The 15,199-nt window shown below is 55.7% G+C and carries 12 protein-coding genes; 10 read left to right on the forward strand and 2 right to left on the reverse strand.

The window, feature by feature from the left end; genetic code table 11:
* Positions 1-53: 53 nt before the first annotated feature.
* The gene (locus BM007_RS14685) at positions 54-1,100 is read right to left on the reverse strand and encodes a YeiH family protein (protein WP_090419485.1); all 1,047 of its coding nucleotides are present in this window, start codon (positions 1,098-1,100) and stop codon (positions 54-56) included.
* Positions 1,101-1,197: 97 nt separating this feature from the next.
* On the opposite strand from BM007_RS14685, the gene yieE reads away from it, so the two are divergent.
* The 3 genes from yieE (at position 1,198) to cirA (ending at position 5,897) form a co-directional block, all read left to right on the forward strand.
* Positions 1,198-2,064, forward strand: coding sequence for a DNA-binding transcriptional regulator YeiE (gene yieE / locus BM007_RS14690; protein ID WP_090419489.1), 867 nt, complete (start codon positions 1,198-1,200; stop codon positions 2,062-2,064).
* 168 nt (positions 2,065-2,232) lie between these two features.
* On the forward strand, positions 2,233-3,702 hold the full coding sequence (locus BM007_RS14700; RefSeq protein WP_090419492.1) for an amino acid permease: 1,470 nt from the start codon (positions 2,233-2,235) through the stop codon (positions 3,700-3,702).
* Between the two features lie 224 nt (positions 3,703-3,926).
* Positions 3,927-5,897, forward strand: a complete 1,971-nt coding sequence (gene cirA / locus BM007_RS14705; protein WP_090419495.1) for a catecholate siderophore receptor CirA — start codon at positions 3,927-3,929, stop codon at positions 5,895-5,897.
* A gap of 99 nt (positions 5,898-5,996) precedes the next feature.
* Here the strand turns inward: cirA and fghA are convergent, their stop codons facing one another.
* Positions 5,997-6,824 (reverse strand): S-formylglutathione hydrolase, encoded by an 828-nt coding sequence (gene fghA / locus BM007_RS14710; protein WP_090419498.1) that lies wholly within the window; start codon positions 6,822-6,824, stop codon positions 5,997-5,999.
* Positions 6,825-6,962: 138 nt separating this feature from the next.
* Here fghA and BM007_RS14715 point away from each other — a divergent pair, with 138 nt between their 5' ends.
* From BM007_RS14715 to mglC, 7 genes are all read left to right on the forward strand, one after another.
* Positions 6,963-8,111, forward strand: coding sequence for a YbfB/YjiJ family MFS transporter (locus BM007_RS14715; protein ID WP_090419501.1), 1,149 nt, complete (start codon positions 6,963-6,965; stop codon positions 8,109-8,111).
* 102 nt (positions 8,112-8,213) lie between these two features.
* On the forward strand, positions 8,214-8,882 hold the full coding sequence (folE, locus tag BM007_RS14720) for a GTP cyclohydrolase I FolE (RefSeq protein WP_008500927.1): 669 nt from the start codon (positions 8,214-8,216) through the stop codon (positions 8,880-8,882).
* Between the two features lie 19 nt (positions 8,883-8,901).
* Positions 8,902-10,059, forward strand: coding sequence for a DUF418 domain-containing protein YeiB (yeiB, locus tag BM007_RS14725; RefSeq protein WP_048992530.1), 1,158 nt, complete (start codon positions 8,902-8,904; stop codon positions 10,057-10,059).
* 155 nt (positions 10,060-10,214) lie between these two features.
* A complete protein-coding gene (gene galS, locus BM007_RS14730) occupies positions 10,215-11,237 on the forward strand; it encodes an HTH-type transcriptional regulator GalS (protein ID WP_032646558.1) in 1,023 nt (340 codons plus the stop codon).
* Positions 11,238-11,531: 294 nt separating this feature from the next.
* Positions 11,532-12,530 carry a galactose/glucose ABC transporter substrate-binding protein MglB gene (gene mglB / locus BM007_RS14735; RefSeq protein WP_024908164.1) on the forward strand — a complete coding sequence of 333 codons (999 nt, stop codon included), beginning with the start codon at positions 11,532-11,534 and terminating at the stop codon, positions 12,528-12,530.
* A 79-nt stretch (positions 12,531-12,609) separates the two neighbouring features.
* Positions 12,610-14,130: a galactose/methyl galactoside ABC transporter ATP-binding protein MglA gene (gene mglA, locus BM007_RS14740; protein WP_032646557.1), complete on the forward strand. Its 1,521-nt coding sequence runs from the start codon at positions 12,610-12,612 to the stop codon at positions 14,128-14,130.
* Positions 14,131-14,145: 15 nt separating this feature from the next.
* Positions 14,146-15,156, forward strand: a complete 1,011-nt coding sequence (mglC, locus tag BM007_RS14745; protein ID WP_008500921.1) for a galactose/methyl galactoside ABC transporter permease MglC — start codon at positions 14,146-14,148, stop codon at positions 15,154-15,156.
* Positions 15,157-15,199 lie beyond the last annotated feature (43 nt).

Consider the following 15,199-nt stretch of genomic DNA (forward strand, 5'->3'; position numbering starts at 1 on the left):
TGCTAACCCGAAACGCTTATGATAGCGGGTTAGCAGGAGAAGGACGAGATGGTTTATGCCATCAGGCTGTGCACCGCGAGGTTAATGGCACCGCCGCCGACAATCAGCCAGATGAAGAGCACCAGCGCCATCAGCAGCGGTTTCGCGCCGGCTTTTTTCAGCGCGCTGACGTGTGTGGTGACGCCCAGCGCCGCCATCGCCATCGCCAGCAGGACCGTATCCAGCGTCACCAGCATATCCACCATCGCTTTTGGCAGCAGGTGGAAAGAGTTGAAGACAGCGACCACGATGAACAGGATCGCAAACCACGGAATGGTGATTTTGCTTTTCTCGCTGCCGCCTGCCGGAGCAAGCTGTTTAACCCTCGCCGCGAGGAAAAGCAGGAACGGGGCCAGCATCATCACGCGCAGCATTTTGGCGATGACCGCCGCGTTTTCCGCTTCCGGGTTAATGGCATGTCCTGCCGCCACCACCTGGGCCACTTCGTGCATGGTCGAACCGATATAGATGCCGTAGGTTTCCGGGCTAAACCAGTGCGCCACCAGCGGATACATGGCCGGATAGAGGAAGATCGCCAGCGTACCGAAGATCACCACTGTCGCCACCGCCACGGTTACCTTGCTGGCTTCGGCTTTAACGACGGGCTCCGTTGCCAGCACCGCCGCGGCTCCACAGATACTGCTCCCGGCACCGATCAGCCAGCTGGTTTGCTTATCCAGGCCAAAGACTTTCTGGCCGATAAAGCAGGCCAGCAAAAAGGTGCTGGTCAGGGTCAGGACGTCGATGGCGATTCCGCTCACGCCCACATCCGCAATCTGCGAAAAGGTGAGACGGAAGCCGTAAAGGATGATCCCGAGACGCAGCAGGTGCTGTTTGGCAAAGATCACGCCGCCGTCGCAGGATTTCCAGATATGTGGGTAAACGGTGTTACCCACGACCATGCCGAGCAAAATGGCGAGCGTCAGCGCGCTGAATCCTGCGCCTGCGATAGCCGGGATGCTGCCGCCCCAAAGCGCGACGGCGGTCACTGCGGCGCTGAGCGCAAGACCCGGCACGAAGTGCCACACTGTACGATGATGTTGTAAGGTGATTTCTGACATAACCTTCTCCTTTGTCTGGCTAAAGGTTACGGCGCCCTGGCTTAAAAATAAAATTGATTATATACTTATAATCAATCTATATAAGTGGTAAGCAACCATGCACATTACATTGCGTCAGCTGGAAGTGTTTGCCGAGGTGCTGAAAAGCGGCTCGACGACCCAGGCGTCACTAATGCTGGCGCTTTCGCAGTCTGCGGTCAGCGCGGCGTTGACCGATCTTGAAGGACAGCTGGGCGTGCAGCTTTTCGACAGGGTAGGGAAGCGTCTGGTGGTCAACGAGCACGGCCGTCTTCTTTATCCACGCGCGCTGGCGCTGCTGGAGCAGGCTATCGAAATCGAGCAGCTGTTCCGCGAAGACAACGGTGCGATCCGCGTCTATGCCAGCAGCACCATCGGGAACTACATCCTGCCGGAAGTGATTGCCCGCTACCGCCGGGATTTCCCGACTCTGCCGCTGGAGATGAGCGTGGGCAATAGCCAGGACGTCATCAACGCGGTGATCGATTTCCGCGTGGATATCGGCCTCATCGAAGGGCCTTGCCATAACGTCGATATCATTGCCGAGCCCTGGCTGGAAGATGAGCTGGTGGTGTTTGCGTCCCCGGCCTCGTCGTTATTGCAGGGCGAGGTGACGCTGGAGCGCCTGGCGCAGGCGCAGTGGATCCTGCGCGAACAGGGCTCCGGCACGCGTGAAATTGTCGATTATCTGCTGCTTTCCCATCTGCCGCATTTCCAGTTAGGGATGGAGTTGGGGAACTCTGAGGCGATCAAGCACGCGGTGCGTCATGGCCTGGGGATCAGCTGTCTTTCCCGGCGCGTCATTGCCGAACAGCTTGAAACGGGGTCGCTGGTTGAAATCCCGGTTCCATTGCCGAAGCTGGTGCGCACGCTGTGGTGCATTCATCATCGTCAGAAACACCTTTCCAGCTCGCTGCAGCGTTTTCTGCGCTATTGCGAGATGTAATCTTCCCCTCATCCTGCCCTCTCCCCAAAGGGGAGAGGGAAAAATTATGCTTTACTTATAATCCTGGCCGAGTCATGAAGCTCTCTTATAACTGAGTATTTCTGCCGGAAGGAACGCGGATCGTCTGCTACAATCGCGCCTCATTTATTAAATGGACAGCATTTTCATATGGTTTCAGAAATTAAAACCACAGAAGCGCCCACGCTACGTCGTGAACTCAAGGCGCGTCACCTGACGATGATCGCCATTGGAGGCTCAATCGGTACAGGTCTTTTCGTTGCCTCTGGCGCAACGATTTCGGCAGCCGGCCCGGGTGGGGCACTTTTCTCTTATATCCTGATTGGCCTGATGGTGTACTTCCTGATGACCAGTCTCGGCGAACTGGCCGCGTACATGCCGGTATCCGGTTCGTTTTCGACCTACGGTCAAAAATACGTTGAAGAAGGCTTTGGCTTCGCGCTGGGCTGGAACTACTGGTACAACTGGGCGGTCACTATCGCCGTTGACCTTGTCGCCGCGCAGCTGGTGATGAACTGGTGGTTCCCCGATACGCCGGGCTGGATCTGGAGCGCCCTGTTCCTGGCCGTCATCTTCCTGCTGAACTACATCTCCGTGCGCGGTTTCGGCGAAGCGGAATACTGGTTCTCTTTGATCAAAGTGGCAACCGTCATCATCTTTATCGTCGTCGGTGTGGCGATGATCGTTGGTATTTTCAAAGGCGCAGAACCTGCGGGCTGGAGTAACTGGACAACAGGCGATGCGCCGTTTGCCGGTGGACTGTCGGCGATGATTGGCGTGGCGATGATTGTCGGCTTCTCCTTCCAGGGGACCGAGCTGATTGGTATCGCCGCCGGTGAGTCAGAGAACCCGGAGAAGAATATTCCGCGCGCGGTTCGTCAGGTCTTCTGGCGTATCCTGCTGTTCTACGTGTTCGCGATCCTCATTATCAGCCTGATCATTCCGTACACCGATCCCAGCCTGCTGCGTAATGACGTTAAAGACATTAGCGTCAGCCCGTTCACGCTGGTCTTCCAGCACGCCGGTCTGCTTTCTGCCGCGGCAGTGATGAACGCCGTTATCCTGACCGCTGTGCTTTCAGCCGGTAACTCCGGGATGTACGCGTCCACCCGTATGCTCTACACGCTGGCATGCGACGGTAAAGCCCCGCGTATCTTCGCGAAGCTGTCCCGTGGCGGCGTACCGCGTAACGCGCTGTATGCCACCACGGTGATTGCCGGTCTGTGCTTCCTGACCTCTATGTTTGGCAACCAGACGGTATACCTGTGGCTGCTTAACACGTCCGGAATGACGGGCTTTATTGCCTGGCTGGGGATTGCCATTAGCCACTACCGTTTCCGCCGTGGCTTCGTCAAACAGGGTCACGATATTAACTCGCTGCCGTATCGCTCCGGCTTCTTCCCTCTGGGTCCCATTTTCGCCTTCATTCTGTGCCTGATCATTACGCTGGGACAGAACTATGAAGCGTTCCTGGCGGACACCATTGACTGGGGCGCCGTCACGGCAACCTACATTGGCATTCCGCTGTTCCTCGTCATCTGGTTTGGTTACAAGCTGACGAAAGGAACACACTTCGTTCGCTACAGTGAAATGGAATTCCCGGAACGATTTAAACAATAACCGCACTTCCTCTCTATTAGCCCGCTCGTTTGAGCGGGCTTTTTTATTGCCGCATCCTGAAACAAAGATATATTTCTTAACAATTCAATTGATAATAATTATCGTTTGCTTTATCGTTATCAAAAATAAGCGTGCTACCGACCCACCGCAGATGTGGGCGGCCAGGAAGACGCTGTGAGCAATGATGATTTGATTGAGTTGTATTTACCTCATGGAGATATGGAATGTTTAGGTTGAATCCCTTCGTCAGGGGAGGACTTTGCGCGTCCGCAATGTCCCTGGCCCTGCCTGTTATCGCAGCGGAATCCGGCGACACAATGGTTGTCACGGCTTCCGCGACCGAGCAAAACCTGAAAGACGCACCGGCAAGCATCAGCGTCATCACCCAGGAAGATTTGCAGCGCAAACCCGTTCAGAATCTGAAAGATGTGTTACGGGATGTGCCGGGCGTGCAGCTCACGAGCGAAGGGGACAACCGTAAAGGGGTAAGTATTCGCGGACTGGACAGCAGCTATACGCTGATCCTGATTGACGGCAAGCGCGTCAATTCCCGTAACGCGGTGTTCCGCCATAATGATTTCGACCTCAACTGGGTGCCGGTTGACGCCATCGAACGCATCGAAGTGGTGCGCGGACCGATGTCTTCTCTTTACGGCTCCGATGCGCTGGGCGGCGTGGTAAACATTATCACCAAAAAAATCGGCCAGAAATGGACGGGTACCCTGAGCGCCGATTCCACAATTCAGGAACATCGCGACCGTGGAGACACCTACAACGGTCAATTCTATACCAGCGGTCCGCTGGTGGACGGTCTGCTGGGGCTGAAAGCCTACGGTAGCCTCGCGAAGCGTGAGAAAGACGGTCAGCAGAAATCCTCTACCACGGCGAGCGGTGAAACGCCGCGCATTGAGGGCAACACCCGCCGCGATGCGAATGTGGAGTTCGCCTGGACGCCGTCTGAAAATCATGACTTTACGGCGGGCTACGGTTTCGACCGTCAGGACCGTGACTCGGATTCCCTCGACAAAAACCGCCTTGAACGTCAGAACTACTCTCTCAGCCACAACGGCCGCTGGGGCGTCGGCAACAGCGAGCTGAAGGTTTACGGCGAAAAGGTAGATAACAAAAACCCGGGCAACAGCAATCCGATCACCTCCGAGAGCAACGCGGTGGACGGAAAATACGTGCTGCCGCTGGGCGAAATCAACCAGATGATGACCTTCGGCGGCGAATGGCGTCACGATAAGCTGAAGGATCCGGTCAACCTGACGGGCGGTTCCAGCAGCAGTACGTCGACAAGCCAGTATGCCCTGTTCCTTGAAGATGAGTGGCGTCTCTTTGAACCTCTGGCGCTGACCACCGGTATCCGTATGGACGACCATGATACCTACGGCGACCACTGGAGCCCGCGCGCCTATCTGGTCTACAACGCGACCGATACCGTAACGGTGAAAGGGGGCTGGGCGACCGCGTTTAAAGCGCCGTCGCTGCTGCAGCTGAGCCCGGACTGGGTCACCGGCTCGTGTCGCGGTGCCTGTGAGATTGTCGGTAACCCGGATCTGAAACCGGAGACCAGCGAGAGCTTCGAGTTCGGTCTTTACTACAGCGGGGAAGAGGGCTGGTTAGAGGGCGTGCAGGCCAGCGTCACCACCTTCCAGAATAACGTCGATGACCGCATCAGCATTAGCCGTACGGCCAATGCGAAGCAGGCGCAGAGCTACCCTAACTACGTTGGCCTGAATGCGGACGGTGAACCGATTTTCCGCTACTACAACGTTAACAAGGCGCGCATCCGCGGGGTGGAGACCGAGCTGAAATTCCCGCTGGCGGACGACTGGAAAGTGACGCTGAACTACACCTACAACGACGGTCGTGATATCAGCAACGGCGGCAACAAGCCGCTGTCCGATCTGCCGTTCCACACCGCCAACGGTACCGTTGACTGGAAGGCGACGCAGGACTGGTCGTTCTATGTTCAGGGCAACTACACCGGTGAGAAACGCGCGCTGACCAGCAGTGAACCAACACCGGGTGGCTATGTCATCTGGAATACCGGCGCCGCGTGGCAGGCGACGAAAAGCGTGAAGCTGCGTGCGGGCGTGCAGAACCTGCTGGACAAAGATCTGAGCCGCGACGATTACAGCTACACGGAAGATGGCCGTCGCTACTTTGTCGGCGTGGATTATAAGTTCTGATATAACCTTTATGCCCGGTGGCGCTTCGCTTACCGGGCCTACAAAATCCGCGAATGTAGGCCGGGTAAGGCGAAGCCGCCACCCGGCAATCACCCGCACTTACCCGAACAAATGCTCCGCATGGAAGCGGAGATGATCCTCAATAAAGGAGGCAATAAAGTAATAGCTGTGATCGTATCCCGGCTGAATGCGCAGCGTCAGCGGCCAGTCCTTCTGGCGCGCGGCTTCAGCAAACACCGCAGGCTGCAGCTGTCCGGCGAGGAACTGGTCCGCATCACCCTGATCGATAAGGGTGGGAATCGCCGCTTCCGCTTTGCTGGCCAGCATTAGCGCACAGCTGTCCCATTCCTGCCAATTCGCTTCATCTTCCCCCAGATAGTTCGCGAAGGCTTTCTGCCCCCACGGCACCTGAGTAGGGTTCACAATTGGCGCAAATGCCGACACGCTGACGTATTTTCCTGGATTTTTCAGCGCCATGATGAGCGCGCCGTGTCCGCCCATGGAGTGGCCGCTAATGGCGCAGCGGTCGCTTACCGCAAACCCGGACTGTATCAGCGCGGGCAGCTCATCGCGAAGGTAATCATACATGCGGTAGTGGCGCGCCCAGGGCTGCTCGGTCGCATTGAGATAAAACCCGGCGCCTTTGCCCAGGTCGTATCCGGCATCGTCGGCCACATCATCGCCACGCGGGCTGGTGTCTGGCATCACCAGCGCAATGCCCAGCTCGGCGGCAATACGCTGCGCGCCCGCTTTGGTGGTGAAGTTTTCGTCGTTGCAGGTCAGGCCGGAAAGCCAGAACAGAACCGGTGGATTTTCCGTCGACGGCAGGAAAATGCTGAACGTCATTGCACAGTTCAGGACGGTGGAGTCGTGCCGCCAGCGCTGCTGTCGACCTTCAAAACAACGGTGCTCTTCGAGCAGTTCCATGCAGGGCTCCTTAATGAGAATGCGTATTCATAAAAACCATAATACAGCCTTTTCATTGACCTGTGAGTAACTTTCACTTTCGCCAGAGGGCGAGATGCTGCATCATAAATTTACTTTTCTTTAACAATTGGAGCGGTCATGGCGCTGCGTATTGCGCTCAGTGGGTTTGTCGTGCTGGTGGTGGCGATGGGGATAGGGCGCTTTGCTTTTACGCCCCAGGTGCCGCTGATGATTGCTGCCGGACAGCTTACGCTGACCAGCGCGGGTCTGGTGGCGGCGATGAATTATCTGGGCTATCTGGTGGGCGCGTGGGATGCGATGCGTGCGCACCGCTTCGTTGAAACGCGCCTCTGGCTTGGCATCACCGGCGCGGTGGCGCTGACGCTGCTCTCCGCGGCGGCGGATAATGCCGTCGTGCACGGCCTGCTGCGTTTTGTCATCGGCTGCATGAGCGGCTGGTCGATGGTACTCATTGCCGCCTGGACCAACGAACGGCTGGGGCAGCTCGGTAAACCGGGGCTGAGCGCTGCGGTGTTTGCCGGACCCGGGGCGGGCATCGCCCTGAGCGGGCTGCTCGCCGTCTATATCCAGGCGAAATCCCTGTCGGCCGGGGCGGCATGGCAAATCTACGGCGTGCTGGCGCTGGTGCTGATTGCCCTGGTGGCGCGCTACCTGCCGCGATCCGGGCAGCTCCATCGACCCGGCACCGCGCCGGAGCCGCTGCTGCTGACGGCGGATTTAAAGCGCCTGGTCTGGAGCTACAGCCTGGCCGGGTTTGGCTATATCCTCCCGGCGACCTTCCTGTCGCAAATGGCGGCGGTGCGTTTTCCCGGCAGCATGTTTGCCCAGTTTGTCTGGCCGATTTTTGGTCTCGCCGCCGTGGTGGGCATTGCGCTAAGTATTCTTTTACGCCACACCTCAACGGCTAACCGCAGGCTGGCTATCGTGCTGTGGTTACAGGGGGCGGGCGTGCTGGCGGCCTGGCTGCTGCCGGGGATTGGCGGTTTGCTGACGGGCGGGCTGCTGGTGGGAGGCGGCTTTTTGTGTGCCGTGCAGCTCTCTCTTTTATACGGTCGCGAGCTGGCGCCAAACCACACGCGCTATATGGCCGGCCTGCTCACCACCGGGTATGCGATAGGGCAATTGATTGGCCCGATGACCTCGGCGTTATCAACCTGGCTTACCCACCGGCTGGAGCCCGCGCTGGGGCTGGCGGGCGTGGCGCTGTTCGTCGGCGGAGCCCTGGTCTGGAATCGTCACGCTGAAAGGCAACAGCAATTGCAATAATTATCGTCGTGAATACTGGATTATGTGCGCCGCCTCACGCACAATGAACGCATACTTTTGCCACAACGAGGGCAAAAGACGCCACACCTGCAGGAGAACAAAATGTCATCACTCAGTAAAGAAGCTGCCCTGGTCCACGAAGCCCTGGTTGCGCGCGGTCTTGAAACGCCACTGCGTCCGCCCGTACAGGATTTGGACAATGAAACCCGCAAGCGTCTGATTGCCGGTCATATGACCGATATCATGGAGCTGCTGAATCTCGATCTGAGTGACGACAGTCTGATGGAGACGCCGCACCGCATCGCGAAAATGTACGTCGACGAAATTTTCTCGGGTCTGGATTACGCCAACTTCCCGAAAATCACCGTCATTGAAAACAAGATGAAAGTGGATGAGATGGTGACGGTCCGCGATATCACGCTGACCAGCACCTGCGAACACCATTTCGTGACCATCGACGGTAAAGCGACCGTGGCGTATATCCCCAAAGATACGGTGATTGGCCTGTCGAAGATCAACCGCATCGTGCAGTTCTTTGCTCAGCGTCCGCAGGTGCAGGAGCGCCTGACCCAGCAGATCCTGACCGCGCTGCAAACGCTGCTCGGCACCAATAACGTGGCCGTCTCTATCGACGCGGTTCACTACTGCGTGAAGGCGCGTGGCGTGCGCGATGCCACCAGTGCGACCACCACAACCTCGCTGGGCGGTCTGTTTAAATCGAGCCAGAATACCCGCCAGGAGTTCCTGCGCGCCGTACGTCACCACAACTAAGTCTTACAGGGCAGGGACCATGGAGCGAAACGTCACGCTCGATTTTGTTCGCGGCGTCGCCATTCTCGGTATCCTGCTGCTTAATATCACCGCCTTCGGTTTGCCGAAGGCGGCTTATCTCAATCCTGCATGGTATGGCGACATCACCCGCAGTGATGCCTGGACGTGGGCGATCCTCGATCTCTTTGCGCAGGTCAAATTCCTCACGCTCTTTGCCCTGCTGTTTGGCGCAGGCCTGCAGCTTCTCCTCAAACGCGGTACGCGCTGGATCCAGTCGCGCCTGACGCTGCTGGTTATCCTCGGCTTTATTCACGGCCTGTTCTTCTGGGACGGCGATATTCTTCTCGCGTATGGGTTAGTCGGGCTCATCTGCTGGCGTCTGATTCGCGATGCGCACAGCGTTAAAAGCCTGTTTAACACCGGCGTGATGCTCTATGTCATGGGGCTTGCTGTACTACTGCTGCTGGGGATGATCTCCGGAGAGGCGACTAACCGTGCCTGGATCCCGGATGCCGCTAACCTGCAGTACGAGCAGTTCTGGAAGCTGAAAGGCGGTACGGAAGCAATAAGCAACCGCGCGGATATGCTGGGGGACAACCTCCTTGCGCTGGGGGCGCAATACGGCTGGCAGCTGGCGGGCATGATGCTGATGGGCGCGTCACTGATGCGCACCGGCTGGCTGAAAGGCGAATTCAGCCTGCGTCACTATCGGCGAACGGGTGTGGGGCTGGTGCTGCTGGGCGTGCTGATTAACCTCCCGGCGGTCATTACGCAGTGGCACATCCACTGGGATTACCGCTGGTGCGCGTTCCTGCTCCAGGTGCCGCGCGAACTGAGCGCACCGTTCCAGACCATCGGCTACGCGGCGCTGATCTATGGCTTCTGGCCAACGCTTTCCCGCCTGTGGATCGTCAGCGCTATCGCCTGCGTGGGCCGTATGGCGTTGAGCAACTACCTACTGCAAACGCTTCTCTGCACCACGCTTTTCTATCGCTTTGGCCTGTTTATGAAATTCGACCGCCTCACGCTGCTGGCGTTTGTTATCCCGGTCTGGGTGGTTAACCTGGCGTTTTCTGTTCTCTGGCTACGTTATTTCCGCCAGGGACCGCTGGAGTGGGTGTGGCGTCAGTTAACCGCACATGCTTCAGGTGTATCATTGAAAAACACATCCAGATAACGATCTGGATCACAATCATTAACAAAACGGATGTAAGCGTTTTCATGAGTGTGAGCTTCTTCACGTAGTCCCCTTTCTCTCGCTGCCAAAATAGCCACCTTGCTAAACACAGGGGGTGTCTGTGAGTTGCTGCAATCCTTTGAAGGATGGTGAATATGATCACCATTCGTGACGTCGCCCGTCAGGCGGGCGTTTCTGTGGCTACCGTCTCGCGCGTGCTGAACAACAGCGCGCTGGTCAGCCCTGAAACCCGTGAAACCGTAATGAAAGCCGTGACCCAGCTCGGGTACCGGCCAAATGCCAATGCGCAGGCGCTTGCGACGCAGGTCAGCGACACCATCGGCGTGGTGGTGATGGATGTATCAGATGCCTTTTTCGGCGCGCTGGTGAAAGCGGTCGACGTGGTCGCCCAGCAGCATCAGAAATACGTCCTGATCGGCAACAGCTATCATGAGGCGGAAAAAGAGCGCCATGCCATCGAAGTGCTGATCCGCCAGCGCTGTAACGCCTTGATTGTCCACTCAAAAGCCTTGAGCGATGAAGAGCTAACCGGCTTTATGGATCAGATCCCGGGCATGGTGCTGATTAACCGTATCGTCCCCGGCTATGCCCATCGCTGCGTCGGGCTGGATAACGTCAGCGGTGCCATGATGGCCACGAAAATGCTCATTAACAACGGGCATCAGCGGATTGGTTATCTGGCCTCCAGCCATCAGATTGAAGATGACGACCTGCGGCGCGAGGGATGGCAAAACGCCCTGAAAGAGCACGGCATGATGCCATCCGAAAGCTGGGTGGGAACCGGTACGCCGGACATGCAGGGCGGTGAAGCGGCGATGGTGGAACTGCTGGGCCGCAACCTGCAGCTGTCTGCGGTGTTTGCCTATAACGACAGCATGGCGGCAGGGGCCCTGACTGCGCTGAAGGATAACGGCATTGCAGTGCCACAGCATTTATCACTCATTGGCTTTGATGATATTCCGATTGCCCGTTACACCGACCCGCAGCTGACAACGGTGCGCTACCCCATTGCCTCTATGGCGAAACTGGCGACTGAGCTGGCGTTACAGGGGGCGGCAGGGCTGCTGGATCCGGGCGCAACGCACTGTTTCATGCCGACTTTAGTGCGTCGCCACTCCGTCGCGGCCAGGCAAACTGTGGTTCCGATCACTAACTGATTACATGAGGTGATGTAACCGTTTTCAATCTGTGAGTAAATTCACAGTATCTTAACAAGGCGCTGACTATGATGTCAGCGTTTTAGGAGCTGAAACGCTATGTAACGGTGATTATTCACTTTCACTATAGCCAACGTGCCGCAAACAACGAATAAAACGCATTTCTGGAGCGTTACCGAACACGGAAGATAGAAATTTTATAAGTGAACTTCGGCTGTCAGTAACGTTTTATTAACACCTGCCCGCCGATCGTTATTCACAAGAACTACCCTGCATAAAAAAACCGGAGATACCATGAATAAGAAGGTGTTGACCCTGTCTGCTGTAATGGCAAGCATGCTTTTTGGTGCAGCAGCGCACGCTGCGGATACCCGTATTGGTGTGACCATCTATAAATACGACGACAACTTCATGTCTGTTGTGCGTAAAGCGATTGAGAAAGATGCGAAAGCAGCGCCAGACGTTCAGCTGCTGATGAACGACTCCCAGAATGACCAGTCCAAACAGAACGACCAGATCGACGTTCTGCTGGCGAAAGGCGTGAAAGCCCTGGCCATCAACCTGGTTGACCCGGCTGCAGCAGGCACGGTTATTGAAAAAGCGCGCGGCCAGAACGTGCCGATCGTCTTCTTCAACAAAGAACCTTCCCGTAAGGCGCTGGATAGCTACGACAAAGCGTATTACGTCGGTACCGACTCCAAAGAGTCCGGTATTATTCAGGGCGATCTGATCGCCAAACACTGGGCGGCGAACCCGAACTGGGACCTGAACAAAGACGGTCAGATTCAGTTCGTGCTGCTGAAAGGCGAACCAGGCCACCCGGATGCTGAAGCCCGTACCACTTACGTTATCAAAGAGCTGAACGACAAGGGTCTGAAAACCCAGCAGCTGGCGTTAGATACCGCGATGTGGGATACCGCTCAGGCGAAAGATAAGATGGACGCGTGGCTGTCCGGCCCTAACGCGAACAAAATCGAAGTGGTTATCGCCAACAACGATGCGATGGCAATGGGTGCGGTAGAAGCGCTGAAAGCGCACAACAAATCGTCCATCCCGGTATTCGGTGTGGATGCGCTGCCAGAAGCGCTGGCGCTGGTTAAATCCGGTGCGATGGCCGGTACCGTGCTGAACGATGCCAACAACCAGGCGAAAGCGACCTTCGATCTGGCGAAAAACCTGGCCGATGGCAAAGGCGCGGCAGATGGCACCAACTGGAAAATTGAAAACAAAATCGTTCGCGTACCTTACGTGGGCGTAGACCAGTCCAACCTGGCTGAGTTTATCGGTAAATAAGTTAGCGGTACTGTCTCCACTGGGCGCAATTCGTTGCGCCCTTTTATAACGCGATATGCGAGGCCAACAAGGTATAATTATGGTCAGCACAACTACTCAGTCATCCGGTGAATACCTGTTGGAAATGAGCGGTATCAACAAGTCATTTCCCGGCGTTAAGGCACTCGATAATGTTAATTTAAAAGTTCGTCCTCACTCTATTCACGCCCTAATGGGTGAGAACGGTGCGGGTAAATCAACATTATTAAAATGTCTTTTTGGGATCTATCAAAAAGATTCTGGCAGCATTCTTTTTCAGGGGAAAGAGATCGATTTCCATTCAGCGAAAGAAGCACTGGAAAACGGTATCTCGATGGTTCACCAGGAATTAAACCTGGTGCTGCAGCGTTCAGTCATGGATAACATGTGGTTGGGGCGTTATCCCACCAAAGGTGTCTTTGTCGATCAGGACAAAATGTATCGCGACACCAAAGCGATTTTCGACGAGCTGGATATTGATATCGATCCGCGCGCCCGCGTGGGAACATTATCCGTCTCCCAGATGCAGATGATCGAAATCGCCAAAGCGTTCTCCTATGATGCGAAAATCGTCATCATGGACGAACCGACATCGTCATTAACGGAAAAAGAGGTTAATCACCTTTTTACCATTATTCGCAAGCTGAAAGAGCGCGGCTGCGGCATTGTGTATATCTCCCACAAAATGGAAGAGATCTTCCAGCTGTGCGATGAGATCACCATCCTGCGCGACGGCCAGTGGATTGCCACGCAGCCGCTGGAAGGGCTGGACATGGACAAGATCATCGCCATGATGGTCGGCCGTTCCCTGAACCAGCGCTTCCCGGACAAAGAAAACAAGCCGGGTGAAGTGATTCTGGAAGTGCGCAATCTGACCTCGTTACGTCAGCCGTCTATCCGCGATGTCTCCTTCGACCTGCACAAGGGAGAGATCCTGGGGATTGCCGGGCTGGTGGGGGCAAAGCGTACCGATATCGTGGAAACCCTGTTTGGCATTCGTGAGAAAGCCGAAGGCACCATTACGCTGCACGGTAAGAAAATCAATAACCACAACGCCAACGAAGCCATTAATAATGGTTTTGCGCTGGTGACGGAAGAGCGTCGTTCGACCGGTATTTATGCCTATCTGGATATTAACTTTAACTCGTTAATTTCTAACATTCGCAATTACAAAAACAAAGTCGGGCTGCTGGATAACTCCCGCATGAAGAGCGATACCCAATGGGTGATTGACTCCATGCGCGTGAAAACGCCAGGCCACCGCACCCAAATTGGTTCGCTGTCAGGCGGTAACCAGCAGAAAGTTATTATCGGCCGCTGGTTATTAACTCAGCCAGAAATTCTAATGCTGGATGAACCGACCCGCGGTATTGACGTCGGCGCGAAGTTTGAAATTTATCAGCTGATTGCCGAGCTGGCGAAAAAGAATAAAGGGATCATTATTATTTCTTCCGAAATGCCGGAATTGTTAGGGATCACGGACCGTATTCTGGTTATGAGCAATGGTCTCGTCGCCGGTATTGTTGACACCAAAACGACAACGCAAAACGAAATTTTGCGTCTTGCGTCTTTGCACCTTTAAGATCAGGGGCTCCTCATGAGTGCGTTAAATAAAAAAAGTTTTCTCACTTACCTGAAAGAAGGCGGTATTTACGTTGTTCTTTTAGTACTGCTGGCTATCATTATTTTCCAGGACCCTACGTTCTTAAGCCTGCTGAACCTGAGTAACATTCTGACCCAGTCCTCCGTGCGTATTATCATTGCGCTGGGCGTAGCGGGCCTGATCGTGACCCAGGGGACGGACCTTTCTGCCGGTCGTCAGGTGGGTCTGGCGGCGGTTATCGCGGCAACCCTGCTGCAGTCGATGGAAAACGCCAACAAGGTCTTCCCGGAAATGGCCACTATGCCGATTTTCGTGGTGATCCTGATTGTCTGCGCCATCGGCGCGGTGATTGGTCTGATCAACGGTATCATCATCGCCTACCTGAACGTGACGCCATTTATCACCACCCTGGGTACGATGATCATCGTTTACGGTATCAACTCCCTGTATTACGACTTTGTCGGTGCTTCACCCATCTCGGGCTTTGACAGCGGCTTCTCGACCTTTACGCAAGGGTTTATTGCGCTGGGCAGCTTCCGCCTGTCGTATATCACCTTCTATGCGCTGATTGCGGTGGCCTTCGTCTGGATCCTGTGGAACAAAACGCGCTTTGGCAAAAACATCTTCGCTATCGGCGGTAACCCGGAAGCGGCGAAAGTGTCCGGCGTAAACGTTGCCCTGAACCTGCTCATCATCTATGCCCTGTCCGGGGTGTTCTATGCCTTCGGCGGGATGCTGGAAGCCGGCCGTATCGGCTCTGCAACCAACAACCTTGGCTTCATGTACGAGCTGGATGCGATTGCAGCCTGCGTGGTGGGCGGCGTCTCCTTCAGCGGCGGTGTGGGTACCGTACTGGGCGTGGTGACCGGTGTGATCATCTTCACCGTCATCAACTACGGGTTGACCTATATCGGCGTGAACCCGTACTGGCAGTACATCATCAAAGGCGCCATCATTATCTTCGCGGTTGCGCTGGATTCACTGAAGTACGCGCGTAAGAAATAATCGTCTCTCGCGATACCCGGCCCGCTCACCGAGCGGGCTTTTT

This window comes from Enterobacter sp. NFIX59 (genome assembly GCF_900113755.1).
In the GTDB taxonomy this organism is placed as follows: Bacteria; Pseudomonadota; Gammaproteobacteria; order Enterobacterales; family Enterobacteriaceae; genus Enterobacter; species Enterobacter pseudoroggenkampii.

What these genes read in the sequence shown, in the direction of transcription:
- BM007_RS14685 (WP_090419485.1), bottom strand. Translation starts at nt 1,100, where the DNA reads ATGTCAGAAATCACCTTACAACATCATCGTACAGTGTGGCACTTCGTG.
- mglB (WP_024908164.1), top strand. Translation starts at nt 11,532, where the DNA reads ATGAATAAGAAGGTGTTGACCCTGTCTGCTGTAATGGCAAGCATGCTT.
- BM007_RS14700 (WP_090419492.1), top strand. Translation starts at nt 2,233, where the DNA reads ATGGTTTCAGAAATTAAAACCACAGAAGCGCCCACGCTACGTCGTGAA.
- folE (WP_008500927.1), top strand. Translation starts at nt 8,214, where the DNA reads ATGTCATCACTCAGTAAAGAAGCTGCCCTGGTCCACGAAGCCCTGGTT.
- mglC (WP_008500921.1), top strand. Translation starts at nt 14,146, where the DNA reads ATGAGTGCGTTAAATAAAAAAAGTTTTCTCACTTACCTGAAAGAAGGC.
- galS (WP_032646558.1), top strand. Translation starts at nt 10,215, where the DNA reads ATGATCACCATTCGTGACGTCGCCCGTCAGGCGGGCGTTTCTGTGGCT.
- mglA (WP_032646557.1), top strand. Translation starts at nt 12,610, where the DNA reads ATGGTCAGCACAACTACTCAGTCATCCGGTGAATACCTGTTGGAAATG.
- BM007_RS14715 (WP_090419501.1), top strand. Translation starts at nt 6,963, where the DNA reads ATGGCGCTGCGTATTGCGCTCAGTGGGTTTGTCGTGCTGGTGGTGGCG.
- fghA (WP_090419498.1), bottom strand. Translation starts at nt 6,824, where the DNA reads ATGGAACTGCTCGAAGAGCACCGTTGTTTTGAAGGTCGACAGCAGCGC.
- yieE (WP_090419489.1), top strand. Translation starts at nt 1,198, where the DNA reads ATGCACATTACATTGCGTCAGCTGGAAGTGTTTGCCGAGGTGCTGAAA.
- cirA (WP_090419495.1), top strand. Translation starts at nt 3,927, where the DNA reads ATGTTTAGGTTGAATCCCTTCGTCAGGGGAGGACTTTGCGCGTCCGCA.
- yeiB (WP_048992530.1), top strand. Translation starts at nt 8,902, where the DNA reads ATGGAGCGAAACGTCACGCTCGATTTTGTTCGCGGCGTCGCCATTCTC.